We start from the raw sequence: 20,634 nt of genomic DNA on the forward strand, positions 1-20,634 counted from the left end.
CTTTTCCAAGGCTAAAGTTCTATTGATTTTTTTAGCCTAATTATAAAGAAGCACCAGCCTGCCGGGTATACTGGCAGGCTGGTGCTTTTAGTTAATATGTAATTGCGTTCTACTTCTTCAGTATTAGTTTAATTGTTTTGGATTCGTTAGCGCTCATGATTCGTGCAATGTATAAGCCACCTTTCAGGCCATTGCCATCCAGCTCTACAGTTACTAACTCTCCGGCAGTGGCATGTCCTGCTTTCAGTTCCCGGATAAGATTGCCTTTCAGGTCGTAAAGTTCAACCACATAGTTTCCGCTGGTAAGCAATTTAAACTCTACTGCACCTTTCCTTTCGATCGGGTTCGGGAATACTGTTGCCTGACTGATGGCACTTGTCTGGGTTGTGGCCTGAGGCGCTACCGTAACTGTTGCAGTGGATGTACAGCCATTTTCTACATCTGTAACCGTTAACGTATATTCGCCTGCCACACTTACTACAGGGTTTTGCTCTGCGGAAGTATAACCATCAGGCCCAGCCCAACTATAAGCTACCCCTTCTGTGGTAGATGAACCTGTTAGTTGCACTGTTCCGGTTTCGCTGCTTAACGTGCCGCCTTGGGCTGTAACATTCGGTGCTTCCATGTCAAGGGTTACTACCACTGTATCTGTTTCGGTGCAGCTGGTTTCTAGATCAATGGCCGTTATCACATACGTACCAGGCATATCTACAACTAGATTTTTATCTCGTTGCCCGGAAACGATGTGCCCATCTGTTGTAGACCAGATAACTGCAAATGTATTTGCTGAACCAGTTAAGGTTACAGTCTTGTCTTTACATGTTAACACCTTGTCAGGGCCTGCATTGGCATTCAGATCAGGAATAAATTCGCCGATAAACACACTTTTAGTAGCCTGGCAACCAGTAATAGTATCTGTAAGTGTTAAAGTATAAGTACCCGGAACAGTGGCTGAGAAGCCGCTTTGGTCTGATGTAAATCCATTCGGCCCTGTCCAGCTATAAGCTGATCCTCCCAGCAATCTTTTAACTATAACTCTTACTTCAGAGTTGTTACAGGTCAGGTAAGTGTCATAGCCTCCAGAAATTCCCTTTTCAATTTCAAAATCAGGTGTTTCAACATCAAGCAATACCAGCACATTATCAGATGCAGATGCTCCGGTTGCAGGATCTGTTACTGTTAAGGTATAAGTACCGGCCACACTAACAGTTGGCGTAGCACTGGTAGAAGTAAAACCACCAGGACCAGACCACGCAAATGTAACGCCCTCTGTGGCAGATGAACCTGAAAGCATGACCTCAGATACTTTGCAGTTAAGAAACTTGTCTGGCCCGGCACTTACAGTCAGAGGGGTTTCTGTTTCTATACAAAACTTAATATCATCAATGGCACCCGATCCCGCCAGCATGCCTGCTGCGTTAAAGCCATCCAGTACTACTTTCATTTTCATCACACCTTTGGTGTTACCCAAGTCAATTTCTTGTTTGCTGTTGTTGCCCAAGCTATGGATCTGTACCTTATACAGCTCATTGCCTTCGCCATCATAGAGGTATACCCACGAGTTGTCTTCATACACATCAAAGTCCAGTGCTTTTAGGGATGTCATCGTCACCGGTCCGAAAGCTGAGAAATCAAGGGTAATCTCCCCACCCCAAGGGTTGTCGTTTGGTTCATCTCCCAGATCCTGATTAATGATAAGTACATTTCCCCAGTCTTCTGTGTAAAGGTCAGAATCATCGCCGGTAGGCGAAAGTGTGTTGAAGATAGCAGCATGGTTTCCAGTAGCATAAGTACCATCCTGGTTGCGTTTCCGGGCATGGATCAGTACATCTCCTTCAATAGCGAAGGTGGAAAAGGTAAGACCTAACGCATCATGTTCAAAATCTATAGTGCGGCAGGTATAAGGTGGTAACGGTGAAACTTCAGGAGTTAATTTTACGACCCAATAGTCTGTATCGCCACGCGATAGTTCTGTTTTGTCTCCTCCTATACCGGAGCCTGTAGATCCAGCTACAATATAGCTCCCATCTTTGGTCTGCACTCCGATTCCATCAGATTCATAGTTGCGTCCGCCTAAGGTCTTATCCCATACCTTGTTTCCGGAGGCATCCATTTTTACCATCCAAAAATCATAATCTCCCCTAGAAGCTTCGGTTTTGTCTCCGCTTATCCCGGAGTTTGATGTTCCTCCCAATAAATAACCTCCATCATGGGTTTGTTGTACTGATGCTAAACTTTCTGTCTCAGTTCCACCAAATGTTTTATCCCATTCTTTATTACCGTTCTCATCTAATTTTAAAACCCAATAGTCTGCGCTTCCTAATGCTGGTTGACTTTTGTCCCCGCTTATATCTGAATAAGAAATTCCTCCTGCAACAATACCTCTATCACTCGTTTCAGAAAGGTCAAAAAGCCATTCCGTATCATTTCCGCCATAGGTTTTATCCCATACTTTGTTTCCGTCCTCATCCAGCTTAACTATCCAGTAATCGGACCCGCCTCTTAAGGCTTCACTTTTATCTCCACCTGCACCAGAATTAGATTCCCCACCTATTATAAAACCACCATCTGTTGTAGCTATAATGTCGCGCATAAACTCTGAACTTGTTCCTCCAATGGTAAAGTCCCATACTTTGTTTCCGGAAGCATCTACTCTCACCACCCAGTAATCATTACTTCCTTTAGAGTTTTCACTTTTATCGCCACTTATATTTGAATGAGAACTGCCCCCTAAAATATAGCCCTCATCCTGGGTTTGACTTACTGCAATAAGCCAATCCAGATCTGATCCTCCAAAGGTCTTATCCCATACTATATTACCTGCAGCATCCAGTTTAACAATCCAGTAATCAGCATCGCCACGGGAGTCCTGTGTTTTATCTCCACTTATGCCTGAGTTAGACATGCCACCTAAAATATACCCCCCATCTTTTGTCTGTTGCACTGAAGACAAATAATCCGAAAATTCCCCTCCAATGGTTCTGTCCCATACCTTATTGCCTGAGGCATCTAATTTTACAATCCAGAAATCATCCCCTCCCTTACTATTTTCACTCTTTTCAGCGCTCGCATTGGAATTGGATGTTCCTCCAAGAATAAAACCACCATCAGTTGTCTGCTGGATAGATGAAAAGTTTTCCATTCTGCTTCCGCCAAAGGCTTTGTCCCACTCTTTTTCCTGAGCCTGCGTCTGTAGCATGAGTGAAATCAAAAAACAGAATGTAGCGAGTAGCCGCTTGTGATGCTTGAATTTCAGAAGCCTGATAACTGCCAACAAGTAGATGTTTTTCATAGATAGAGAATTTAATAAATAGGGATTGAATAAAAATAGGTAGCCTTACCTGGAAGTAAACTATATACTACATTAAACAACTATACTTTTGTATTTATCAAAGAGTTAGCTTTTTATAAAACTATAATTTATACTTTGGCGAAGAGCGTTTTTTAAGGGGTAAACAAGTTTAATAAAGAAGACAATAAAATTTATAAACAATAATCAGGACATTCTAAATGGCATAAGTTTACATTTCCTTGCAGATAGTTCGATACTACTTCCTTGGGGTCTACATCAAAGCACTTAAAAACCTGAGCTCTTTAATTAGCGGGTTCGTATCCAGAGTAACAGAAAATATTCTAAGCTATTACCTGCCTGATTGCCGTTCTTTCAGGTATTTGCAATACTTGAGTTGGTGGTTCTGTAACAGGCTGTGTGCCTGCAACCTTTAAAAGAAAAGCGCTACCCAGCTTTTCAACCAGGTAGCGCTTCTGCTTTTACTTTGTTGGTGTTACTTTTTCAGCAGCAGCTTAATTGTTTTAGACTTGGAGCTGCTGATGATGCGGGCAAAGTATAATCCGTTGTCCAGCGTTCTGGCATCCAGTTCTATAGTTACCAACTCCTCTGCTTTGGCATGACCTGTACTTAACTCGCGAATTAAGTTACCTTTCAGGTCGTAAAGATTCACCACATAGTTATCGGCGTTTTTAAGCCTGAACTCCAGCTTCGATTTCTCTTTAACAGGGTTTGGATAAGCTGTTACCTGGCTGATGCTTTCTGTGGATGTTACAGCCTGCTCTTCTACTGTTACCGTTGCAGTGGCAGTGCAGCCGTTGGTAGGGTTTGTTACCGTTAAGGTATACTCTCCGGCTATACTTACTACCGGGTTTTGCTCTGTGGAAGTATAACCTTCTGGTCCTGTCCAACTATAAGCTACCCCTTCGGTAGTTGAAGTTCCCATTAGTTGCACGGTTCCGGTTTCACTGCTTAACGTGCCGCCTTGGGCTGTAACGTTCGGCGCTGCGTTGTCAAGTGTTACTTCTACAGTGTCTGTATACTCACAGCCTGTTTCAGATTGGAAAACACTCATAACGTATTTGCCTGGTTTATCTACAACTAGGTTAGCAGCAAATTTAATGTGCTGCCCTTGTTCTGTATACCAATGTATAAATGGAACAGTTCCAGTTACTGAACCAACAAGTGTTACTGTTGTATTTTTACAGCTAAGCACTTGATCCGGTCCGGCACTTACTGTTACATTTAGTTTAAACTCTGATACTGAAGTATACTTAGTTGTCTGACAGCCAGTAACAGGATCTGTTACTGTTAACCAATAATCTCCTACTGCAGTAGCACGTATATAAGACTGATCAGAAGTAAACCCATTCGGGCCTGTCCACGCATATGTTACACCTGCTGGCTGATATCTTGTACCTATTCCTACCTCCTTATTTCCGCATGTTAAGAAATTATCTCTAGTGTCACGATAAAACTCAAAATATGGCGCTGGACCGCCGCTTATTGTTACCGTATCTGTAACTGCACAACCAGTAATCTGATCTAATGCGGTGAGTACATACGTTCCTGGAGTTGACACATTGAAATTCAAAGAAGTACTAAGAATTAAATCGTTACCTGCTTTGCGCCATCTAATTAATGGGCTTCCGGTCACTGAACCTTCTAAGGTTACGGTTGTAACATCACACGTTACCACTTTATCTGGTCCGGCATTGACGTTTAAATCAGGCGGAGCTAATTCTGTAACTTCTCTGGTCTCTGTTGCCTGGCATCCGGTCTGGGGGTTAGTTACTGTTAATGTATACTTACCCGGCATAGTTGCATAGATAGATGAAGACAAAACGCCTTCCTCACGTTTAATAAACCCATTGGGGCCCGTCCACTCATAGTTAGCAGCTATTGATGTAGCAGAGCGGAGTTGAACCTGTCTGTTTTTGCACGTAAGGTAAGCTTCATATGGCGTTATATAAATCACATTAACTATACTAACCACAACTTGATCAGATGCTGTTGCTCCGTTGACAGGGTTAGTTACTGTTAAAGTATATGTACCAGGTACAGTAACTGTAGGCTTGGCAATGTCAGAGGTAAATCCATTAGGTCCTGTCCATTTGAAAGTTGCACCATCTGTGTGCGATGCTCCGTTGAGAGTTGCCTTTAACGAAGTACAAGTAAGAAAAACATCTGGTCCTGCATTAGCATCAACATAATTTTCGTCTTCCACACAGAATTTAATATCGTCGATAGCACCAGAACCTGCCAGTTCACCAGCTGCATTACGGCCATCCAGCACTACTTTGAGTTTATACACGTTTCTGATATTATTCAAATATATTTCCTGTTTGCTGTTATTGCCTTTGCTGCTAATACGTGCTTTCCATAGTTCTTCACCATTAACATCATACAAGTATACCAAGGCATTGTCTTCATACACATCAAAATCCAGTGCCTTTAAAGAGTACACCGATACCGGCCCTATGGCCGAAAAGTCTATGGTAATCTCACCGCCCCAAGGGTTATCATTCGGCTCTGCGTTCAGATCCTGGTTAATGATTAAGGCATTACCCCAATCTTCAGTATATAAGTCAGAGTCATCTCCTGTAGGCGACTGCGTATTGAAGACAGATGCGTGGTTTTCGGTAGCATACGTGCCATCCTGATTGCGTTTTCTGGCATGAATGGCAACTGTTCCTTTCGTAGTAGCATATGAGTTGATTAAGCCAGGTGCAGCTTTCTCAAAGCTTATTATGTCGCAGGAAGGTGGAGTTGTAGGTGGTGTCGTTTCTTCTATGCAGAACCTGATGTCGTCGATGGCACCAGAGCCTGCCAGTACACCTGCAGCGTTAAGGCCATCGAATACCACTTTCATCTTCATCACACCTTTGGTGTTACCTAAGTTAATTTCCTGCTGGCTCATGTTGCCTTTGCTCGGGATCTGTACTTTGTGCAGTTCGTTGCCAGCGCCATCATAAAGGTATATCCACGAGTTGTTTTCATACACATCAAAGTCAAGGGCTTTCAGAGAGGTCATGGTTACCGGCCCCATAGCGGAGAAGTCCAGGGTGATATCCCCACCCCATGCATTATCATTGGGTTCGGCTCCTAAACCCTGATTGATGATCAGCACATTTCCCCAATCTTCTGTGTAAAGGTCTGAATCGCCTCCGGTTGGTGTGAGCGTGTTAAAGATGGAAGCATGGTTCGCTGCAGCATAGGTACCGTCTTCATTTCGTTTTCGGGCGAAAATGGAAACTGTTCCTTTTGAAGTAGAGGAAGATGTAACTAAGCCGGGCGTATCCTGAGAAAAGTCTAGTATGCTGCAGGAAGAAGGGGTTCCTATTTGCTGGGCCTGTGTTTGAAGGCCTGTAGCAAAAAATAATAGAGCCATTAGCTGTAAACACCTGTTTTTTAACAATTGCCGGGATTCAGCAATAAAAATTAAGTACAATTGTTCCATAGAATTTTATTAAATTAAGTATATAAAAAGAAGAATATTATGTATATGATTTTTCCCTGAGAAGCAGAGATTAGAAACATATACTTTGAAGCGAGAAGAAAAGATATATTTTAAATATATAGGGAAGAGCTAATCTGGCTAACAGCTTATTAAGAAGGATAAACAGAAGTGTTATGAAAGTAAATCTAATTTAAGGCAGCTGTAGAGCGTGTAATTTACAATCTGGTACAATTTGCTGGTGGCTCGTACTTTTTTGTATTGTAATATAGCAGGTAATTAACCCAAAAGGGTTTTAGTAACCTTTAAAAATTCATAAACAGAATATTAAACCGATATCTATAGTTTATATCTTCTATCTCTTTTAGTACCATAATCTGCCGAAGTATAACCCACACGTTTGCCCGCCTCATTTCTAAAACCTAATAGGTAAACCAATCCTTTTACTTTACTTTTGCAGCTTGTTTAAACTGGCGTGGCTTAAAAACAGTACCTATACCATACGCCATACTTACCATGGAACCAAAGAGATTAAATAAATTTATAAGCGATACCGGTTTCTGCTCCAGGAGAGATGCAGACAGGCTGATTGAAGAAGAACGCGTAACAGTGAACGGTAAATTACCAGCGCCAGGCACAATGGTTACAGCCAAAGACAAAGTCCGGATCGACGACCAGATTCTGCGTGTGCGCGAAGAGCTGCCTGTTTTCCTGGTATTTAACAAGCCTTCCGGTATGTCAGCCAAATCAGATCCATCGGTAAGAGATAACGTGGTGCGGGCCATTAACTACCCTGCTACTCTGGAACCAATCGGCTATCTTGACAGAGACAGCGAAGGGGTTATGTTCCTGAGTAACGATACCGAGCTGGTGCGCAGAATGACCAAATCTGACAATCGTTATGAGAAGGAATTTATAGTTACTGTAGATAAGATCATCAGCCAGGACTTTATAGCCAAGCTGATTGGCGGCGGTGAGAATGAGAAAGGCGAAAAACTGCAGAAAACCTTTATCTCAAAAGAAGGCTCTACCCGTTTCAGGATTGTGCTGACGCCGGGCTCCAACCATAACATAAAGATGCTTTGCGAGAACCTGGGCTACAAGGTAGTGCACCTGCAGCGCATCCGTATCGAAAACTTCTCATTGGTTAAACTGCCTACCGGCCATTGGCGCGCCTTAACTGCAGGCGAAGTAGAAGGATTAAGAAGTATAGCTACCGGTAAAGCAACCATAGAAGAAAATACCAGAAGCCGTGGTTCTAATTATACTTCGGAAAGGGCTGGCAAAAAAGATAGCGCTAAAACTACTGGCGGAGCTAATAAAATAAGTAAAGCAGGCAGCACACCCAGAATTGGTAAAAGTAAGCCTAAAGTGAGCGGACCTAAAAAAGGCGGGGCAGCCAGTACCAAAGGTGCACGCGGTTCCAGCCGGACAACAACTACACGAACAACTCCGGGCAGAAGCAGTTCCCCTCAATCCGGAGAACGTAAAGGTCCATCAGGTCCGAAACGAGACAGATAAGTATAAAAGAAAAGGTGTGGTTTAGGCCACACCTTTTCTTTTACCAATCCTGTTCAGGAAGTTTACTTTGTTATCAATTTATACTTGTTGAACTCAGTTTGCCTTTCAACCCGATTGAGAAATCATAATTCGTAATTCTTAATTTCAAATCCTATCCCTGCCATACTCCCATTTTGCCTAGCTGGTAATCCCGGAAGGCTTCGTGTATTTCTTCTTCTGTGTTCATCACAAACGGCCCATGCGATACTACTGGTTCGTTAAACGGTTTGGCATGACCAAGCAGAATATAACTGTCCTCCAGAGCTTCTACTTTCAGTTCCTCCCCGTCGTTTTCAAACTCAACCAGGTGTAGTTTTTCAGCTGTTTCGCCATTCACTTTTACAGCGCCGCGAACTACATAAAAGAAAATATTACGATCCGAGGCTATACGTGTGGTAAAGCTGCCACCGGCTTTTAGTTCTATACTTGCCATGTGTATGTCGCTCAGCGACGGGATCGGACCTTCAGTAGCACCCCAATTACCAGAGATCACATTCACTTTTACATTGCCATTATCTTCTGTAACTACAGGTATAGCATCTTTTTGCAGGCCTATGTAATTTGGTTTGGCCATTTTATACTTTGCGGGTAGGTTAAACCATAACTGCAGAATCTCCAGCGGGCCTCCCTCCTTTTTAAACTTCTCCGAAGACACCTCTGCATGTATCAACCCTGAGCCGGCTGTCATCCATTGTACACCACCTGCCTCTATCACATCCTTTCCACCGCCGGTATCCTGGTGCATAATGTCGCCGTCAAGCATAAATGTAAGAGTTTCGAAGCCACGGTGCGGATGCGGCCCGAAAGGTAGCCCACGGTTACCCGGCTTATATACCTGCGGCCCATGGTGGTTCAGGAACAGGAACGGATCAATATATTCTACTTCCCGGGTTGGCAACGCCCGATACGTTACCAGGTCATCCATCGGGGCATAAACGGCTTTATATTTCTTTTTGATCTTTCTCATAGATTCTGATGTCAACTTATTCAATGTAGGTACATAAAACTAAGCATATTGTTTAAGATTGTTACGCGTCAACTATAAATTTATACTTGAGTGATGCACAAAACAGTAGCTATAGTTACCATAAAAAAATCCCACCAAAACTAAAGTAAGCCTGATGGGATTTTTCGCTACACTGATGTTATAGTATACGTTTATAGTTTATTTAGTGCTAACCTGCCGTTGCTGCAGCATTTTTAGCAGTTGCTCCGCAGCCGGCTCCGACGATGCCGGGTTCTGCCCTGTAATCAGCAATCCATCTGTTACCACATAAGGTTTCCAGTCGTCAGCTTTGCTATAGTTGCCGCCCAGTTCTTTTAGCCTGTCTTCTACCAGAAAAGGAACAATGTTGGTCAACTGCACTGCTTCTTCTTCGGAGTTTGTAAAGCCTGCTACTTTCTTGCCTTTTACAAGTGGTTCGCCACCCGGCGCTTTGGCTTCTGCCAATACAGCGGGTCCGTGACAAACAGCAGCTACTGGTTTCTGCAGTTTGGTAAACTCTTCAATCAGCCTGATAGAGTCCTTGTCCTTAGCCAGGTCCCACAGCGGACCATGTCCACCCGGATAAAAAACAGCATCATAATCTTCGGCGCGTACTTCGCTTAACTTTTTGGTACGGGATAGTTTATGCTGTAGGTCTTCGTCTTCGTAAAAGCGTTTGGTGGCAGGTGTCTGGGCATCAGGTTCGGTACTTTTAGGATCGATGGGCGGCTGACCACCTTTAGGCGAAGCCAGGTCGATCTTAACCCCTTCGTCGGCTAAGGTATAATAAGGAGCCGCAAATTCTTCAACCCAGAAGCCAGTTTTCTTACCGGTATCGCCAAGTTTGTCGTGCGAAGTCAGAACAAATAGTACTTTCATAGCTTATAGTTTTTAGTTGATATAAAAGAGCGTGTTTACTTATTATCTAACCCGTGTGCCTGAAATAAGTTTTACAGCTGTATCTGATTCTATTGCTTTTCAGCTGCCATACTTTACTTGCCGATATGCAGGCCATGTTTTGCACTTTAACTCACATCCTGCTAAACAATAAAGAAATAAATACAGGCGTAGCCACCGGAGTATTATACTTGCCTTACTGACTATATGAGGTATTGGCAGCTACTTCTTCCCATGCACTCAGATCCTGTTCTACCTGTTTTAGTTTGTTTCTTACAGCTGTGAATGCGGTGCTGCCAAGTGGCAGGCGCAACGGCGGGTTTTCAGCATTTACAACCTGAAGTATAACCTGTGCTGCTTTCTGAGGGTCGCCTTCCTGCTGTCCGGCATAGCCTAAAATGTTATTCTTGAACACACGAGCCGAAGCATCGTATTCCGGCATTTCCTGTTTTGCAGCCTTTATACTTGATCCGGCAAAGTTTGTGCGGAACGGGCCGGGCTCTACTATGGTAACGTGTATGCCCAACGGTGCAACTTCCAGGGCAAGGGCTTCGCTCATTCCTTCCAGGGCAAACTTACTGGCATTGTACACCCCAAACCCGGCAGTAGACCTGAACCCAGCCGCCGAAGACATCTGTATGATCCGGCCACTTCCCTGTTTTCGCATGTAAGGCAGCATAGCCTGCGTTACCTGAAGCGCCCCAAAAAAGTTAGTTTCCATTACCTCCCGGAAGTCCTTTATGGTTGCTTCTTCTACGGCTCCCAGAAACCCGAAACCAGCGTTGTTGACCAGCACATCCAGGCGGCCAAAATGGTTAAAAGCAGCGTCTATAGTTGCCTTTATACCGTCAGGGTTAGTTACATCCATCAGGTAAGCAAATGTGTTACCCGGCGATATGTCATTAAACTCCGCCAGTTGCCCGAGTTGCCTTACAGTGCCAATTACTTTATCGCCGTTGCGGGCAACTTCTTCGGCCAGCGTTCTGCCAAATCCGCTTGATACTCCTGTTATAAACCAGACTTTATCACTCATAATTAGTTAATTTATACTTCCGCAAACTATAGCTATACGATGAAGCTATGGTTATAGTAGTAGCAGATAGCAATAGTTAAACCTTGCTTAAATCAGTATAAAGTTTAATACAGAATCTGCCTGTTTTTAAAGCACATTTCTACACAGGATATTGTTAAATTTGTAGTTACAATCCACATTACCTTGAGCCAGCCCATCCGCAAGATTATTCATATAGATATGGACGCCTTTTTCGCGTCGGTGGAGCAGCGCGATAACCCGGAACTGCGCGGCAAACCGGTGGCAGTTGGTGGTTCCCGGGCGCGTGGCGTGGTGGCTGCGGCGAGCTACGAAGCCCGCAAATTTGGTGTTCATTCTGCCCTGGCATCCAAGATTGCAGCGCAGCGCTGTCCGCAGTTAATATTCGTAAAAGCACGCTTTGATGTGTATAGTGCCATATCCAGGCAGATCAGGGAGATCTTCTTTTCTTATACCGACTTGGTGGAGCCGCTTTCGCTGGATGAAGCTTACCTGGATGTGACGGAGAACAAGATCGGGATGCCATCGGCTACTATAATTGCCAACCAGATACGGCAGCGCATTTTTGAAGAAACCGGCCTCACGGCATCTGCGGGTGTGTCTTATAATAAATTCCTGGCCAAGATCGCTTCGGACATGAATAAGCCCAATGGTTTCACGCTCATCACCCCTGATAAAGCTGAAGAACTGGTTGCGAGCTTGGATATCGGCAAGTTTCATGGCATCGGTAAAGTAACGGCAGCTAAGATGCAAAACATGGGTATACTTACCGGTGCTGATCTTAGGGAGCGATCTGAAGAAGAACTGGTACGCAACTTCGGCAAGGTTGGCCGCTATTACTACCGCATTGCCCGCGCCCAGGACGACCGCGACGTACAGCCGCACCGCATCCGTAAATCTATTGGCTCGGAGCGTACTTTCGAAACCGACCTTGCCGAAGAAGAAGCCATGCTGGAACAGTTACAATACCTGGCTAAAGAAGTAGCCCATGATATGGAACGGCTAAAAGCCACTGCAAAAACTATTACCCTCAAAATCAAATATTTCGACTTTACCCTGAACACCCGCAGCAAAACGTTCCTCAGTGAGTTTAGTACCGAAGATGCGATCTTTACTGTTGCCCGCGACCTGCTGCGCACTCCACAACTACCACCATATCCTGTTCGCCTGCTCGGAATATCTGCTAGTTCCCTCCTCTACCAGCACGACCGCTTGCAGGAGGGTTATCAACTGACTATAGATTTTTAATTTCTTTTCTCGGTTTTCATTTTCAAAACTAATTTATTTAGTAAAACTAATTATATTAGCACAAGTATAACTAAGAATGAAACCGGAAGAATTTTTAAAAGGCCGAGGAGCGCAGTATAATCCGGCTAACAAATACCTGAAGCAGGAGTATGTGGCTGAACATATAGAAGGATTAGATGAGCCCATGCTTACAGATGCCAGAACTGAGTTTCTGCCAACACACCCTAAAACTATAGTTAACAATATTAGTAGCCCGGATTTGGGAAACGGTTATTCTTTAAACCCATATCAGGGCTGTGAGCATGGCTGCGTGTATTGTTATGCCCGCAATACCCACCAGTACTGGGGCTATGGCGCCGGTCTGGATTTTGAGCGCAAAATTATAGTTAAAGAAAATGCCCCGGAGTTACTGGTAAAACAACTCGAAAGCAAAAACTGGCAGCCCATGCCTATCATGCTCGCCGGCAACACCGACTGCTACCAGCCCATAGAAGCCAAAAAAAAGATCACGCGCCGTATCCTGGAAGTGCTGCTGAAGTATAAACATCCGGTCAGTATCATTACAAAAAATGCCCTTATCCTCCGAGACCTCGATATCCTGACGGAATTAAATAAACTGGATTTGGTGCACGTCAACATCAGCATTACCACCCTGGAAGAAAAGCTGCGCCAGAAATTGGAACCGAGAACTGCCACCGGTGCCAAACGCCTGGAAGTAGTGCGCCAGCTAAGCGCAGCCGGATTGCCAGTAAATGTTATGGTTGCGCCAGTAATTCCGGGTCTAAACGATTCCGAGATTCCACAGATTATAAAACAGGCCGCAGAAGCCGGAGCTAAAAATGCAGCTTATACTATAGTTAGGTTAAATGGCGAGGTTGGCCCTATTTTCGATGACTGGATAAAACAGGCTTTTCCGGACCGGGCTCAGAAAGTATTGAACCAGATAGCCGACTGCCACGGCGGCCAACTGAACGACAGCCGCTTCGGCACCCGCATGAGCGGCGAAGGTAAATTTGCCGAAACAATAGCTAAGCTGTTTAAGATGAGCAAGCAGAAGTACATGGCCGGCCGAAGCATAAAACCCTACAACTATAGCCACTTCTGTACTTCTAAGGGCAAACAATTGGGGTTGTTTTAATTTTGGATGAGTGATATTTGTCTGAATCTTTAAGTAGAGCCACTACCTAGGGATTTACAGGGTTTATGGATTGGCAGGATAAAGGCTTAGTTTTGTTTTATAGTTGCTGTGGTCCAACCACCCCTAGCCCCTCCTTATCTAAGGAGGGGAGTTTTTATTGTTACTGCTATAGTTGCTGTTATAGTTCTATAGTTGCTGTTTTAACACCCCTATAGTCCCCTCAAGGGGACAATTCTGTCATTGCTATAGTTTTGGTTATTGTTTTATAGTTACAGTACATGAGCAGACAGCTCGCGACCTGTCCCTACAGAAATACATTGCTGGAAAGCTATGACAACTATAACAGTTCTAATAACTAAGGTAGCAGCTATCGAAAGATCTCAGTCTTTGGGTGGAGCGCCTCGAGAGGTTCCGGTGCCGCTAAGGCATTGCGAGGCAGGAGCAAAGGAAGCGAAAGCAGCGCGATGCCCGAAGACGGGGCCTCCCGGCCATGAGGGCACCAAAGTCAACTATAGAACTGTAGGTGAGTAAAGCTCCTAGGATTAGAAGCAACTATGAAAGTATAGCTTGGTTATGAAAGTAAAACAACGCCAACTATAGGACAAATAAGATCTCTCGCTGTGGCTCGAAATGACACAGAAAAGGAATTTCAACTATAGCTTAGGTAATAGCAAGAGTTGATTATGTTGCCAGATTAAACTCTGCTAATCATAAACTCCCATTCAGACAAACCGACTCCATTAAAATTCATAACTATACTTTCCCTGTTTACCGGATAATCAAATAAATCCCGTACCTTTGTAGCCCATAAAGTTTAACCTAACTTATGGCTACTAAATATATCTTCGTTACCGGTGGTGTAACATCCTCGCTTGGAAAAGGCATTATTTCCGCTTCACTCGCTAAGTTGCTGCAGGCAAGAGGGTTCTCTGTAACCATCCAAAAATTCGACCCATATATTAATATCGATCCGGGTACCCTGAACCCGTACGAACACGGCGAATGCTATGTAACCGAAGATGGCGCTGAAACCGATCTGGACCTTGGCCATTACGAAAGATTTTTAAACGTACCTACCTCGCAGGCTAATAACGTAACCACCGGCCGCATCTACTATAACGTGATCATGCAGGAACGCGAAGGCGCGTACCTTGGCAAAACTGTACAGGTTGTGCCACACATCACCGATGAGATCAAGCGTCGTATGTTGCTGCTGGGTCAGTCGGGTGAGTATGATATCGTGATTACAGAGATTGGTGGCTGTGTGGGTGATATTGAGTCTCTGCCGTTTATTGAGGCCCTGCGCCAGCTGCGTTGGGAACTTGGTGTAAACGAGACATGTGTCATTCACCTGACGCTGGTACCTTACCTGAAAGCTGCCGGCGAACTTAAGACCAAGCCAACCCAGCACTCTGTACGTGACCTTTCAGAAGCTGGTGTGCAGCCGGATATACTGGTGTGCCGCTCTGAGTACCCAATCCCATCTGATCTTCGCAAAAAAATAGCCCTTTTCTGTAATGTTAAGGTAAATTCAGTGATCGAATCGCTGGATGCCGAGACGATTTACGATGTGCCGTTGCTGATGCGCAAAGAAAAACTGGACGAGCGCGTGATCAGCAAACTGAAGCTTGCCCAGAAAGGTGAGCCGGAACTGGAAAGCTGGAAAGAATTCCTGGGCAGACTTAAAAACCCTACTGCCGAAGTAAAGATAGGCCTGGTAGGTAAATACGTTGAGTTGCCGGATGCCTATAAATCTATAGTTGAGTCTTTTATACATGCAGGCGCAGCTAACGAGTGCAAAGTAAACCTGAAGTGGTTCCAGTCGGAAAACATTAACGACGAGAATGTGGCAAATACACTGCAGGGGCTAGATGGCATATTGGTAGCTCCTGGCTTTGGTGAGCGTGGCTTCGCAGGTAAACTGGAGGCTATCCGTTTTGCCCGTGAGTCTAAAATACCATTCTTCGGCATTTGCCTGGGTATGCAGTGCGCTACTATAGAGTTTGCCCGTAACGTGCTTGGCCTGGAGCGTGCCAATTCAACCGAAATGGACCCTGAAACGCCGCACCCGATCATCGACCTGATGGAAGACCAGAAGGAGATAACACAGAAAGGCGGCACCATGCGACTTGGCTCATACGCTTGTGAACTTAAGAAAGGCTCAAAAGCGTATTCTATATACGGTAAGTCAAAAATCACGGAGCGTCACCGTCATCGTTATGAGTTTAACAACCAGTACCTGCAGGCTTTTGAAGAAGCAGGCATGTTGGCTACTGGCAAAAACCCGGAAACAGGACTTGTAGAGATAGTTGAACTGCAGAACCACCCTTGGTATGTGGCAGCACAATACCACCCTGAACTGAAAAGCACTGTGCTTAACCCACACCCGTTATTCACTAAATTTGTGAGGGCGGCCATGAACTATACACAAACCAAATAACACCAATAACACTTTACACACTTTATTAAATGGATAGAAATCAAGCTATTGGCTTCGGACTGATTGCCCTCCTGCTACTGGCATATTCGTTCTTTTTTACCGGAACGGACGAAAAAGCAGCTACAAAACAGGCAACAGAACAGGTAGCCAAAGTAGAGCAACTGCAAAATACACCCGCAGTTGCAGACGATTCGCTGGCGCAGACGCGTAAGGCCGCTACGTTGGGCTCTTTTGCCACAGCCGCAACAGGCACAGCCAGCACAACTACTCTGGAAAACCAGAACATCCGCATCTCTTTTAACTCTAAAGGCGGACAGGTAGAAGAAGTTGTACTGAAGAACTATAAAACCTACCAGGGCGACCCGCTTATACTTATAGATAAGGAAAGCAGCAAAACTGATGTAGCTTTTACAACTAAAGATGGCAAAACCATTAAGCTGTCGGATCTGTACTTTACGCCTTCTGCTATCAGAAAAGGTACCGATAAGAATGTGAGCACGCAGGTTATCACTTTCCGTGCAAACGTGGGCAATGGTCAGTACATCGACCAGATCTATACTTTGTATGATGAGTCTTTCCAGTTAGGGTATAAGCTTGATTTTGAAGGCTTACAGGGCCAGATCAGTGGCAATAACCTGACCTTTACCTGGACTGACCGCATTAAGCAGTTGGAGCGCGACATTAAGCAGAACCGCGCTAAAACAACTATAAATTACGCAACTGTTGAAGACGGGCACGATTATCTGTCAATCTCGGAAGAGAAAGAAGAGCTTGCCTTGGAAGAGCCTGTAAAATGGATCTCGAACAAGCAGAATTTCTTTACAGCAGGTATTATTGCTGACAATAGTTTTGCAAGCGCTAAGCTGGAGTCGTCTTCAGACCTGGCTGATTCTACAATCGTAAAAACGCTGGCATCGCAGGCCCTTATTCCGGTGCAGGATGTACTAAATGATAAGGCTTCGTTTACGTACTACTTCGGTCCTAACGATTATAAAATACTGAAGCACGTTGGAGAGGACTTTGAAAAGAACCTGGACCTGGGCTGGGGTATTTTTGCGTGGGTAAACAAGTGGCTGATCATCCCGGCATTCGACTTCCTTGAAAACTACTTCAGCAGCTATGGTATCATCATTATTTTGCTGGTACTATACATCAAAACCATCCTGTTCCCGCTTACTTACAAGTCGTTCTACTCGATGGCAAAAATGAAGGTGCTGAAACCTGAGATTGATGCCATTAAAGAGCGTAACGGCGGCGACATGCAGAAAACGCAGATGGAGACCATGAAGTTGTACAACGAAATGGGCGTGAATCCATTGAGCGGCTGTATACCAATGCTGCTGCAGATCCCGATCCTGTTTGCGATGTTCAACTTCTTCCCGAACTCCATTGAGCTTCGCCAGGAGCCGTTTTTGTGGGCTACTGACCTTTCGACGTACGATGTATTTGCAAAACTGCCATTCACGATTCCGTTCTATGGCGACCACGTAAGTATGTTTACCTTGCTGATGACGGCTTCTACAATACTTTATACCTGGTCTAACAACCAGATGAACGCCCAGATGCAGGGTGCTATGAAGTTCTACAGCTACCTGATGCCGGTTATCTTTATGTTCGTTCTGAACTCGTTCCCGGCAGGTCTTTCTTTCTATTACTTTGTATCTAACATGGTAACATTTGGCCAGCAGGCTATCATCCGCAGATTTGTGGACGAAGGTAAAGTGCGCGCCAAACTTGAAGACAACAAAGAGAAGCGCAAAGACAAAAAGAAGACCAGCGGTCCATCTTTTACAGAGCGTATGCAGGAAGCAATGCGCGCAGCCGCTGAAAAAGAACAGCAGAAACGTAACAAAGGCGCTAAGAAATAAGCTTTCGTTATAGTTAAAAGTTATACTTAAAAAGCCTGTCCATAGTCCGGACAGGCTTTTTTGTTTAGCTATACTTGCTACAACTGCGTATGTAGGATTATAACAAAAAAGCTATGTATAAGAACCTGAAGTACCCGCTCCTGCTGCTCTTAACCATTTCTTTTCTGGGTTGCAACTCTGGCACCAACGAAGACAAAAGTATAAGCAGCACCCACCCTAAACTGGAGAAACAACTAGCACGCGATACTGCAAATCTTGCTATGCGCAACGAAGAGAATGCAGACCTATACCAGCGTTACCGCATTACCACCGAAGAATATGAGAAAAGCGGCAACTATAACGTGCCCAACATGTACCGGGGCAAGTTGGCCTCTGTAGATGAAAGCAGCCACACCGATGCCCGCACCTTTAAAACAGCCCTACGCGAAGGCTTAGCCAAAGGCGTTAATTTTGCCGGAAAGTATACTGTAGTTACAGTTGGTTGCGGAACCGCCTGTCAGCAACATTTTATAGTTGATCGTGAGAGCGGTAAAATTGTAGAGAAGATACAAGGAAGTGCCGGAGCCAGGTATAACGCAAACAGCCGTGTATTTATACTTAACCCACCCGACTCTACTATAAACTATAGAGATTGCCGGAACTGCACACCCCAGGCTTATGCAATGGAAAATGGTAAACTGAAAAGGATAGAAAAGAAATAGCTCAACGGCTGCTACTTGAGGTACTGATGTTTAGCTCAGCAAAGTATAAACAGCACCTGCAGCAGCTTTTATTGAAGATAACTTTATAGTCAGCATACTTTAATACTTATACCTGCTACCGTGAACAGCTTTATACTTAACATAACAAAACAACTACTGCTATTAACTATAGTGGTAGCAGGTATAAGTTTGTTAAGTTGTAAGAGTACAGGTGCAAAGGCTGCATCGGTTTCAGGAGGTGATGTCCCCCTGCTGATGTTCCAGAAAACTCCCTGCTTTGGTACCTGCCCCTCCTACGAAGCGTTGATCTACACAAATGGCCACGTACGGTTTATACCCTGGGAGCATGTACCAGTTACCGACACCCTCACCTTTCAGCTAACCGGCAAAGAACTAAATGAGCTAACAGCAGCTATTGTTGACCTAAACTATAAAACCCTGGAAAACCTGTATAAAACTGAGTGGACCGACATGCCTGCTACCCATTTATACTTTTATGAAGCCGGCAAAGAAGTAAAACACATCAAACACGAAGAAGGCGGACCCGAAAAGCTGATTAAGTTTAACGACAAAGTGCATCAGTTGATCTGGAAATATGTGGCTACGCCAGCTAAGTAACTATAGCTTCCAAAACCTTTATTTTCCATGATTATCTGGGTCTTGGTTATGGTAATAAATTCGATCAATCTCCATTTAAAGCTATAGTTCAGCGAAGCATTTGTTTCACTGCTGTCGAGTAGTTGGCGTTAATGAATAATTGACAAATTCTCAATCAGTTATGTTGCAACAAGGATGAAAAGAAAGAAGAAACATAGTTTTATTCTAACAATGCTTTTTGCTTTAGTGATAACCGTGGCAGTACTTACTCATTTTCTCACGCAGTACAAACATTTGGTCTGGATATCTATAGCCTTTGTTCTGCAGTTACTTGCTGGCATTTACTGCATTGTTAAAACGGCTAAAACAATCGGTGCGGTTTCACAATCGCTGAAATATCAGACTGGCATTGCAGCAGGGGTTCTGCAGGCTATCGGCACTGCCCTTCCTGATATGGCCATCGGTATATTGGCCGCTATCCTTAGCGTACGTGAAGCATCGGGCGATTATTACCGATCTATACAATATGGAATGGTTGCTGGCAGCACAACCCTGGGTTCTAACATTTACAACATCCTGTTCGCCTCTTGGTGTGTTTGGAGACAAGACAAATCGGACAGGGTAAAGCGGGAAGTATTAATGTTCCCCTTGATTAAAAAATGGGGAAGACTCACACCATTGTCACAACAGGAACTTAAACCAACCCTGAGAGAAATATCATCTTCATTAACGTTGCTTTTAATTCTTTCTGCAATTACAGCCCTGGTTGCCATTAGCGTAGTTTTCTCAGGAATCATTGAAAGCAGCCCCGAATTATTTCAGCAAGACATATATAAATTCGATAAAGGTATGGCATTGTTCATATTGATGGCCTGCCTTTTTCTCATATACGAATTCCGGAAAGCACAATCAAGCAGCAATGTTAAAGAAAAAACAAATCTAGAAGATACTGGCAATTCTGTGATCAGAAACTGGTTCTTTTTATTAGTTGCCACATTTATTCTTTTTATATCTGCATATATGGTTATCGAGGCAATTACCCGTATTTCAGAGCTTACCAATATCCCTATCGAAGTACTGGGAATGGCAACCGCCCTTGTCGGATGTCTGGGAGAAATGACTGTTATTTACGATTTTTCCATACATCAAAGCGGCACAATCATTGACGCAATTACTGGTGTGACTATGGATAATTTTTTTACGATTGTCGGTACATGTCTTATTGCCCTAATTGGTGGAATCTACTTAGGAAGTAGTACTGCCATTATAATTTTTATATGTATTATGCTGGCCAATACAGTTCTGATCGTGCAAACAGCCAAACTTAAAGATGAATATCTGGCCTTCAATGAATAAAAATAAAACGATAGGATAAAAACGTTGCCACTTATACTGTATTAGCG

At 44.1% G+C, this 20,634-nt stretch carries 14 protein-coding genes; 9 read left to right on the top strand and 5 right to left on the bottom strand.

The annotated features are described in order from the left end of the window. Nucleotides 1-109: 109 nt before the first annotated feature. Both MJ612_RS07660 and MJ612_RS07665 read right to left on the bottom strand, forming a co-directional pair. Nucleotides 110-3,292: a T9SS type A sorting domain-containing protein gene (locus MJ612_RS07660; protein ID WP_187032914.1), complete on the bottom strand. Its 3,183-nt coding sequence runs from the start codon at nucleotides 3,290-3,292 to the stop codon at nucleotides 110-112. Between the two features lie 493 nt (nucleotides 3,293-3,785). Beyond that, nucleotides 3,786-6,680 carry a T9SS type A sorting domain-containing protein gene (locus MJ612_RS07665; RefSeq protein ID WP_187032915.1) on the bottom strand — a complete coding sequence of 965 codons (2,895 nt, stop codon included), beginning with the start codon at nucleotides 6,678-6,680 and terminating at the stop codon, nucleotides 3,786-3,788. A 582-nt stretch (nucleotides 6,681-7,262) separates the two neighbouring features. Between MJ612_RS07665 and MJ612_RS07670 the strand changes: the two genes are divergently transcribed. After that, nucleotides 7,263-8,267 (top strand): pseudouridine synthase, encoded by a 1,005-nt coding sequence (locus tag MJ612_RS07670; protein WP_187032916.1) that lies wholly within the window; start codon nucleotides 7,263-7,265, stop codon nucleotides 8,265-8,267. Nucleotides 8,268-8,418: 151 nt separating this feature from the next. On the opposite strand, the gene MJ612_RS07675 is transcribed toward MJ612_RS07670, so the two are convergent. The 3 genes from MJ612_RS07675 to MJ612_RS07685 all read right to left on the bottom strand — a co-directional run bounded on the left by MJ612_RS07675 (nucleotide 8,419) and on the right by MJ612_RS07685 (nucleotide 11,221). Continuing rightward, entirely contained in the window at nucleotides 8,419-9,273 is an 855-nt protein-coding gene (locus MJ612_RS07675; RefSeq protein ID WP_187032917.1) for a pirin family protein, read from the bottom strand. 198 nt (nucleotides 9,274-9,471) lie between these two features. Continuing rightward, the gene (locus tag MJ612_RS07680; RefSeq protein WP_187032918.1) at nucleotides 9,472-10,170 is read right to left on the bottom strand and encodes a type 1 glutamine amidotransferase domain-containing protein; all 699 of its coding nucleotides are present in this window, start codon (nucleotides 10,168-10,170) and stop codon (nucleotides 9,472-9,474) included. Nucleotides 10,171-10,384: 214 nt separating this feature from the next. Continuing rightward, nucleotides 10,385-11,221, bottom strand: coding sequence for an oxidoreductase (locus MJ612_RS07685; protein WP_187032919.1), 837 nt, complete (start codon nucleotides 11,219-11,221; stop codon nucleotides 10,385-10,387). Nucleotides 11,222-11,404: 183 nt separating this feature from the next. Here MJ612_RS07685 and dinB point away from each other — a divergent pair, with 183 nt between their 5' ends. The 8 genes from dinB to MJ612_RS07725 all read left to right on the top strand — a co-directional run bounded on the left by dinB (nucleotide 11,405) and on the right by MJ612_RS07725 (nucleotide 20,587). Continuing rightward, nucleotides 11,405-12,487 (top strand): DNA polymerase IV, encoded by a 1,083-nt coding sequence (dinB, locus tag MJ612_RS07690; protein ID WP_222619724.1) that lies wholly within the window; start codon nucleotides 11,405-11,407, stop codon nucleotides 12,485-12,487. 76 nt (nucleotides 12,488-12,563) lie between these two features. Then, complete coding sequence (locus MJ612_RS07695) at nucleotides 12,564-13,625, top strand: PA0069 family radical SAM protein (protein ID WP_187032920.1); 1,062 nt, start codon at nucleotides 12,564-12,566, stop codon at nucleotides 13,623-13,625. Nucleotides 13,626-13,955: 330 nt separating this feature from the next. After that, entirely contained in the window at nucleotides 13,956-14,156 is a 201-nt protein-coding gene (locus MJ612_RS07700; protein WP_187032921.1) for a hypothetical protein, read from the top strand. 295 nt (nucleotides 14,157-14,451) lie between these two features. Beyond that, on the top strand, nucleotides 14,452-16,065 hold the full coding sequence (locus MJ612_RS07705) for a CTP synthase (protein WP_187032922.1): 1,614 nt from the start codon (nucleotides 14,452-14,454) through the stop codon (nucleotides 16,063-16,065). Between the two features lie 29 nt (nucleotides 16,066-16,094). Beyond that, nucleotides 16,095-17,933 (top strand): membrane protein insertase YidC, encoded by a 1,839-nt coding sequence (gene yidC, locus MJ612_RS07710; RefSeq protein WP_187032923.1) that lies wholly within the window; start codon nucleotides 16,095-16,097, stop codon nucleotides 17,931-17,933. Nucleotides 17,934-18,046: 113 nt separating this feature from the next. After that, nucleotides 18,047-18,634 carry a hypothetical protein gene (locus tag MJ612_RS07715; protein ID WP_187032924.1) on the top strand — a complete coding sequence of 196 codons (588 nt, stop codon included), beginning with the start codon at nucleotides 18,047-18,049 and terminating at the stop codon, nucleotides 18,632-18,634. A 120-nt stretch (nucleotides 18,635-18,754) separates the two neighbouring features. After that, nucleotides 18,755-19,252: a DUF6438 domain-containing protein gene (locus MJ612_RS07720; RefSeq protein WP_187032925.1), complete on the top strand. Its 498-nt coding sequence runs from the start codon at nucleotides 18,755-18,757 to the stop codon at nucleotides 19,250-19,252. Nucleotides 19,253-19,426: 174 nt separating this feature from the next. Next, nucleotides 19,427-20,587: a hypothetical protein gene (locus MJ612_RS07725; RefSeq protein ID WP_187032926.1), complete on the top strand. Its 1,161-nt coding sequence runs from the start codon at nucleotides 19,427-19,429 to the stop codon at nucleotides 20,585-20,587. The last annotated feature ends 47 nt before the right edge of the window (nucleotides 20,588-20,634 follow it).

Source organism: Pontibacter deserti (assembly GCF_023630255.1).
Classification (GTDB): Bacteria; Bacteroidota; Bacteroidia; order Cytophagales; family Hymenobacteraceae; genus Pontibacter; species Pontibacter deserti.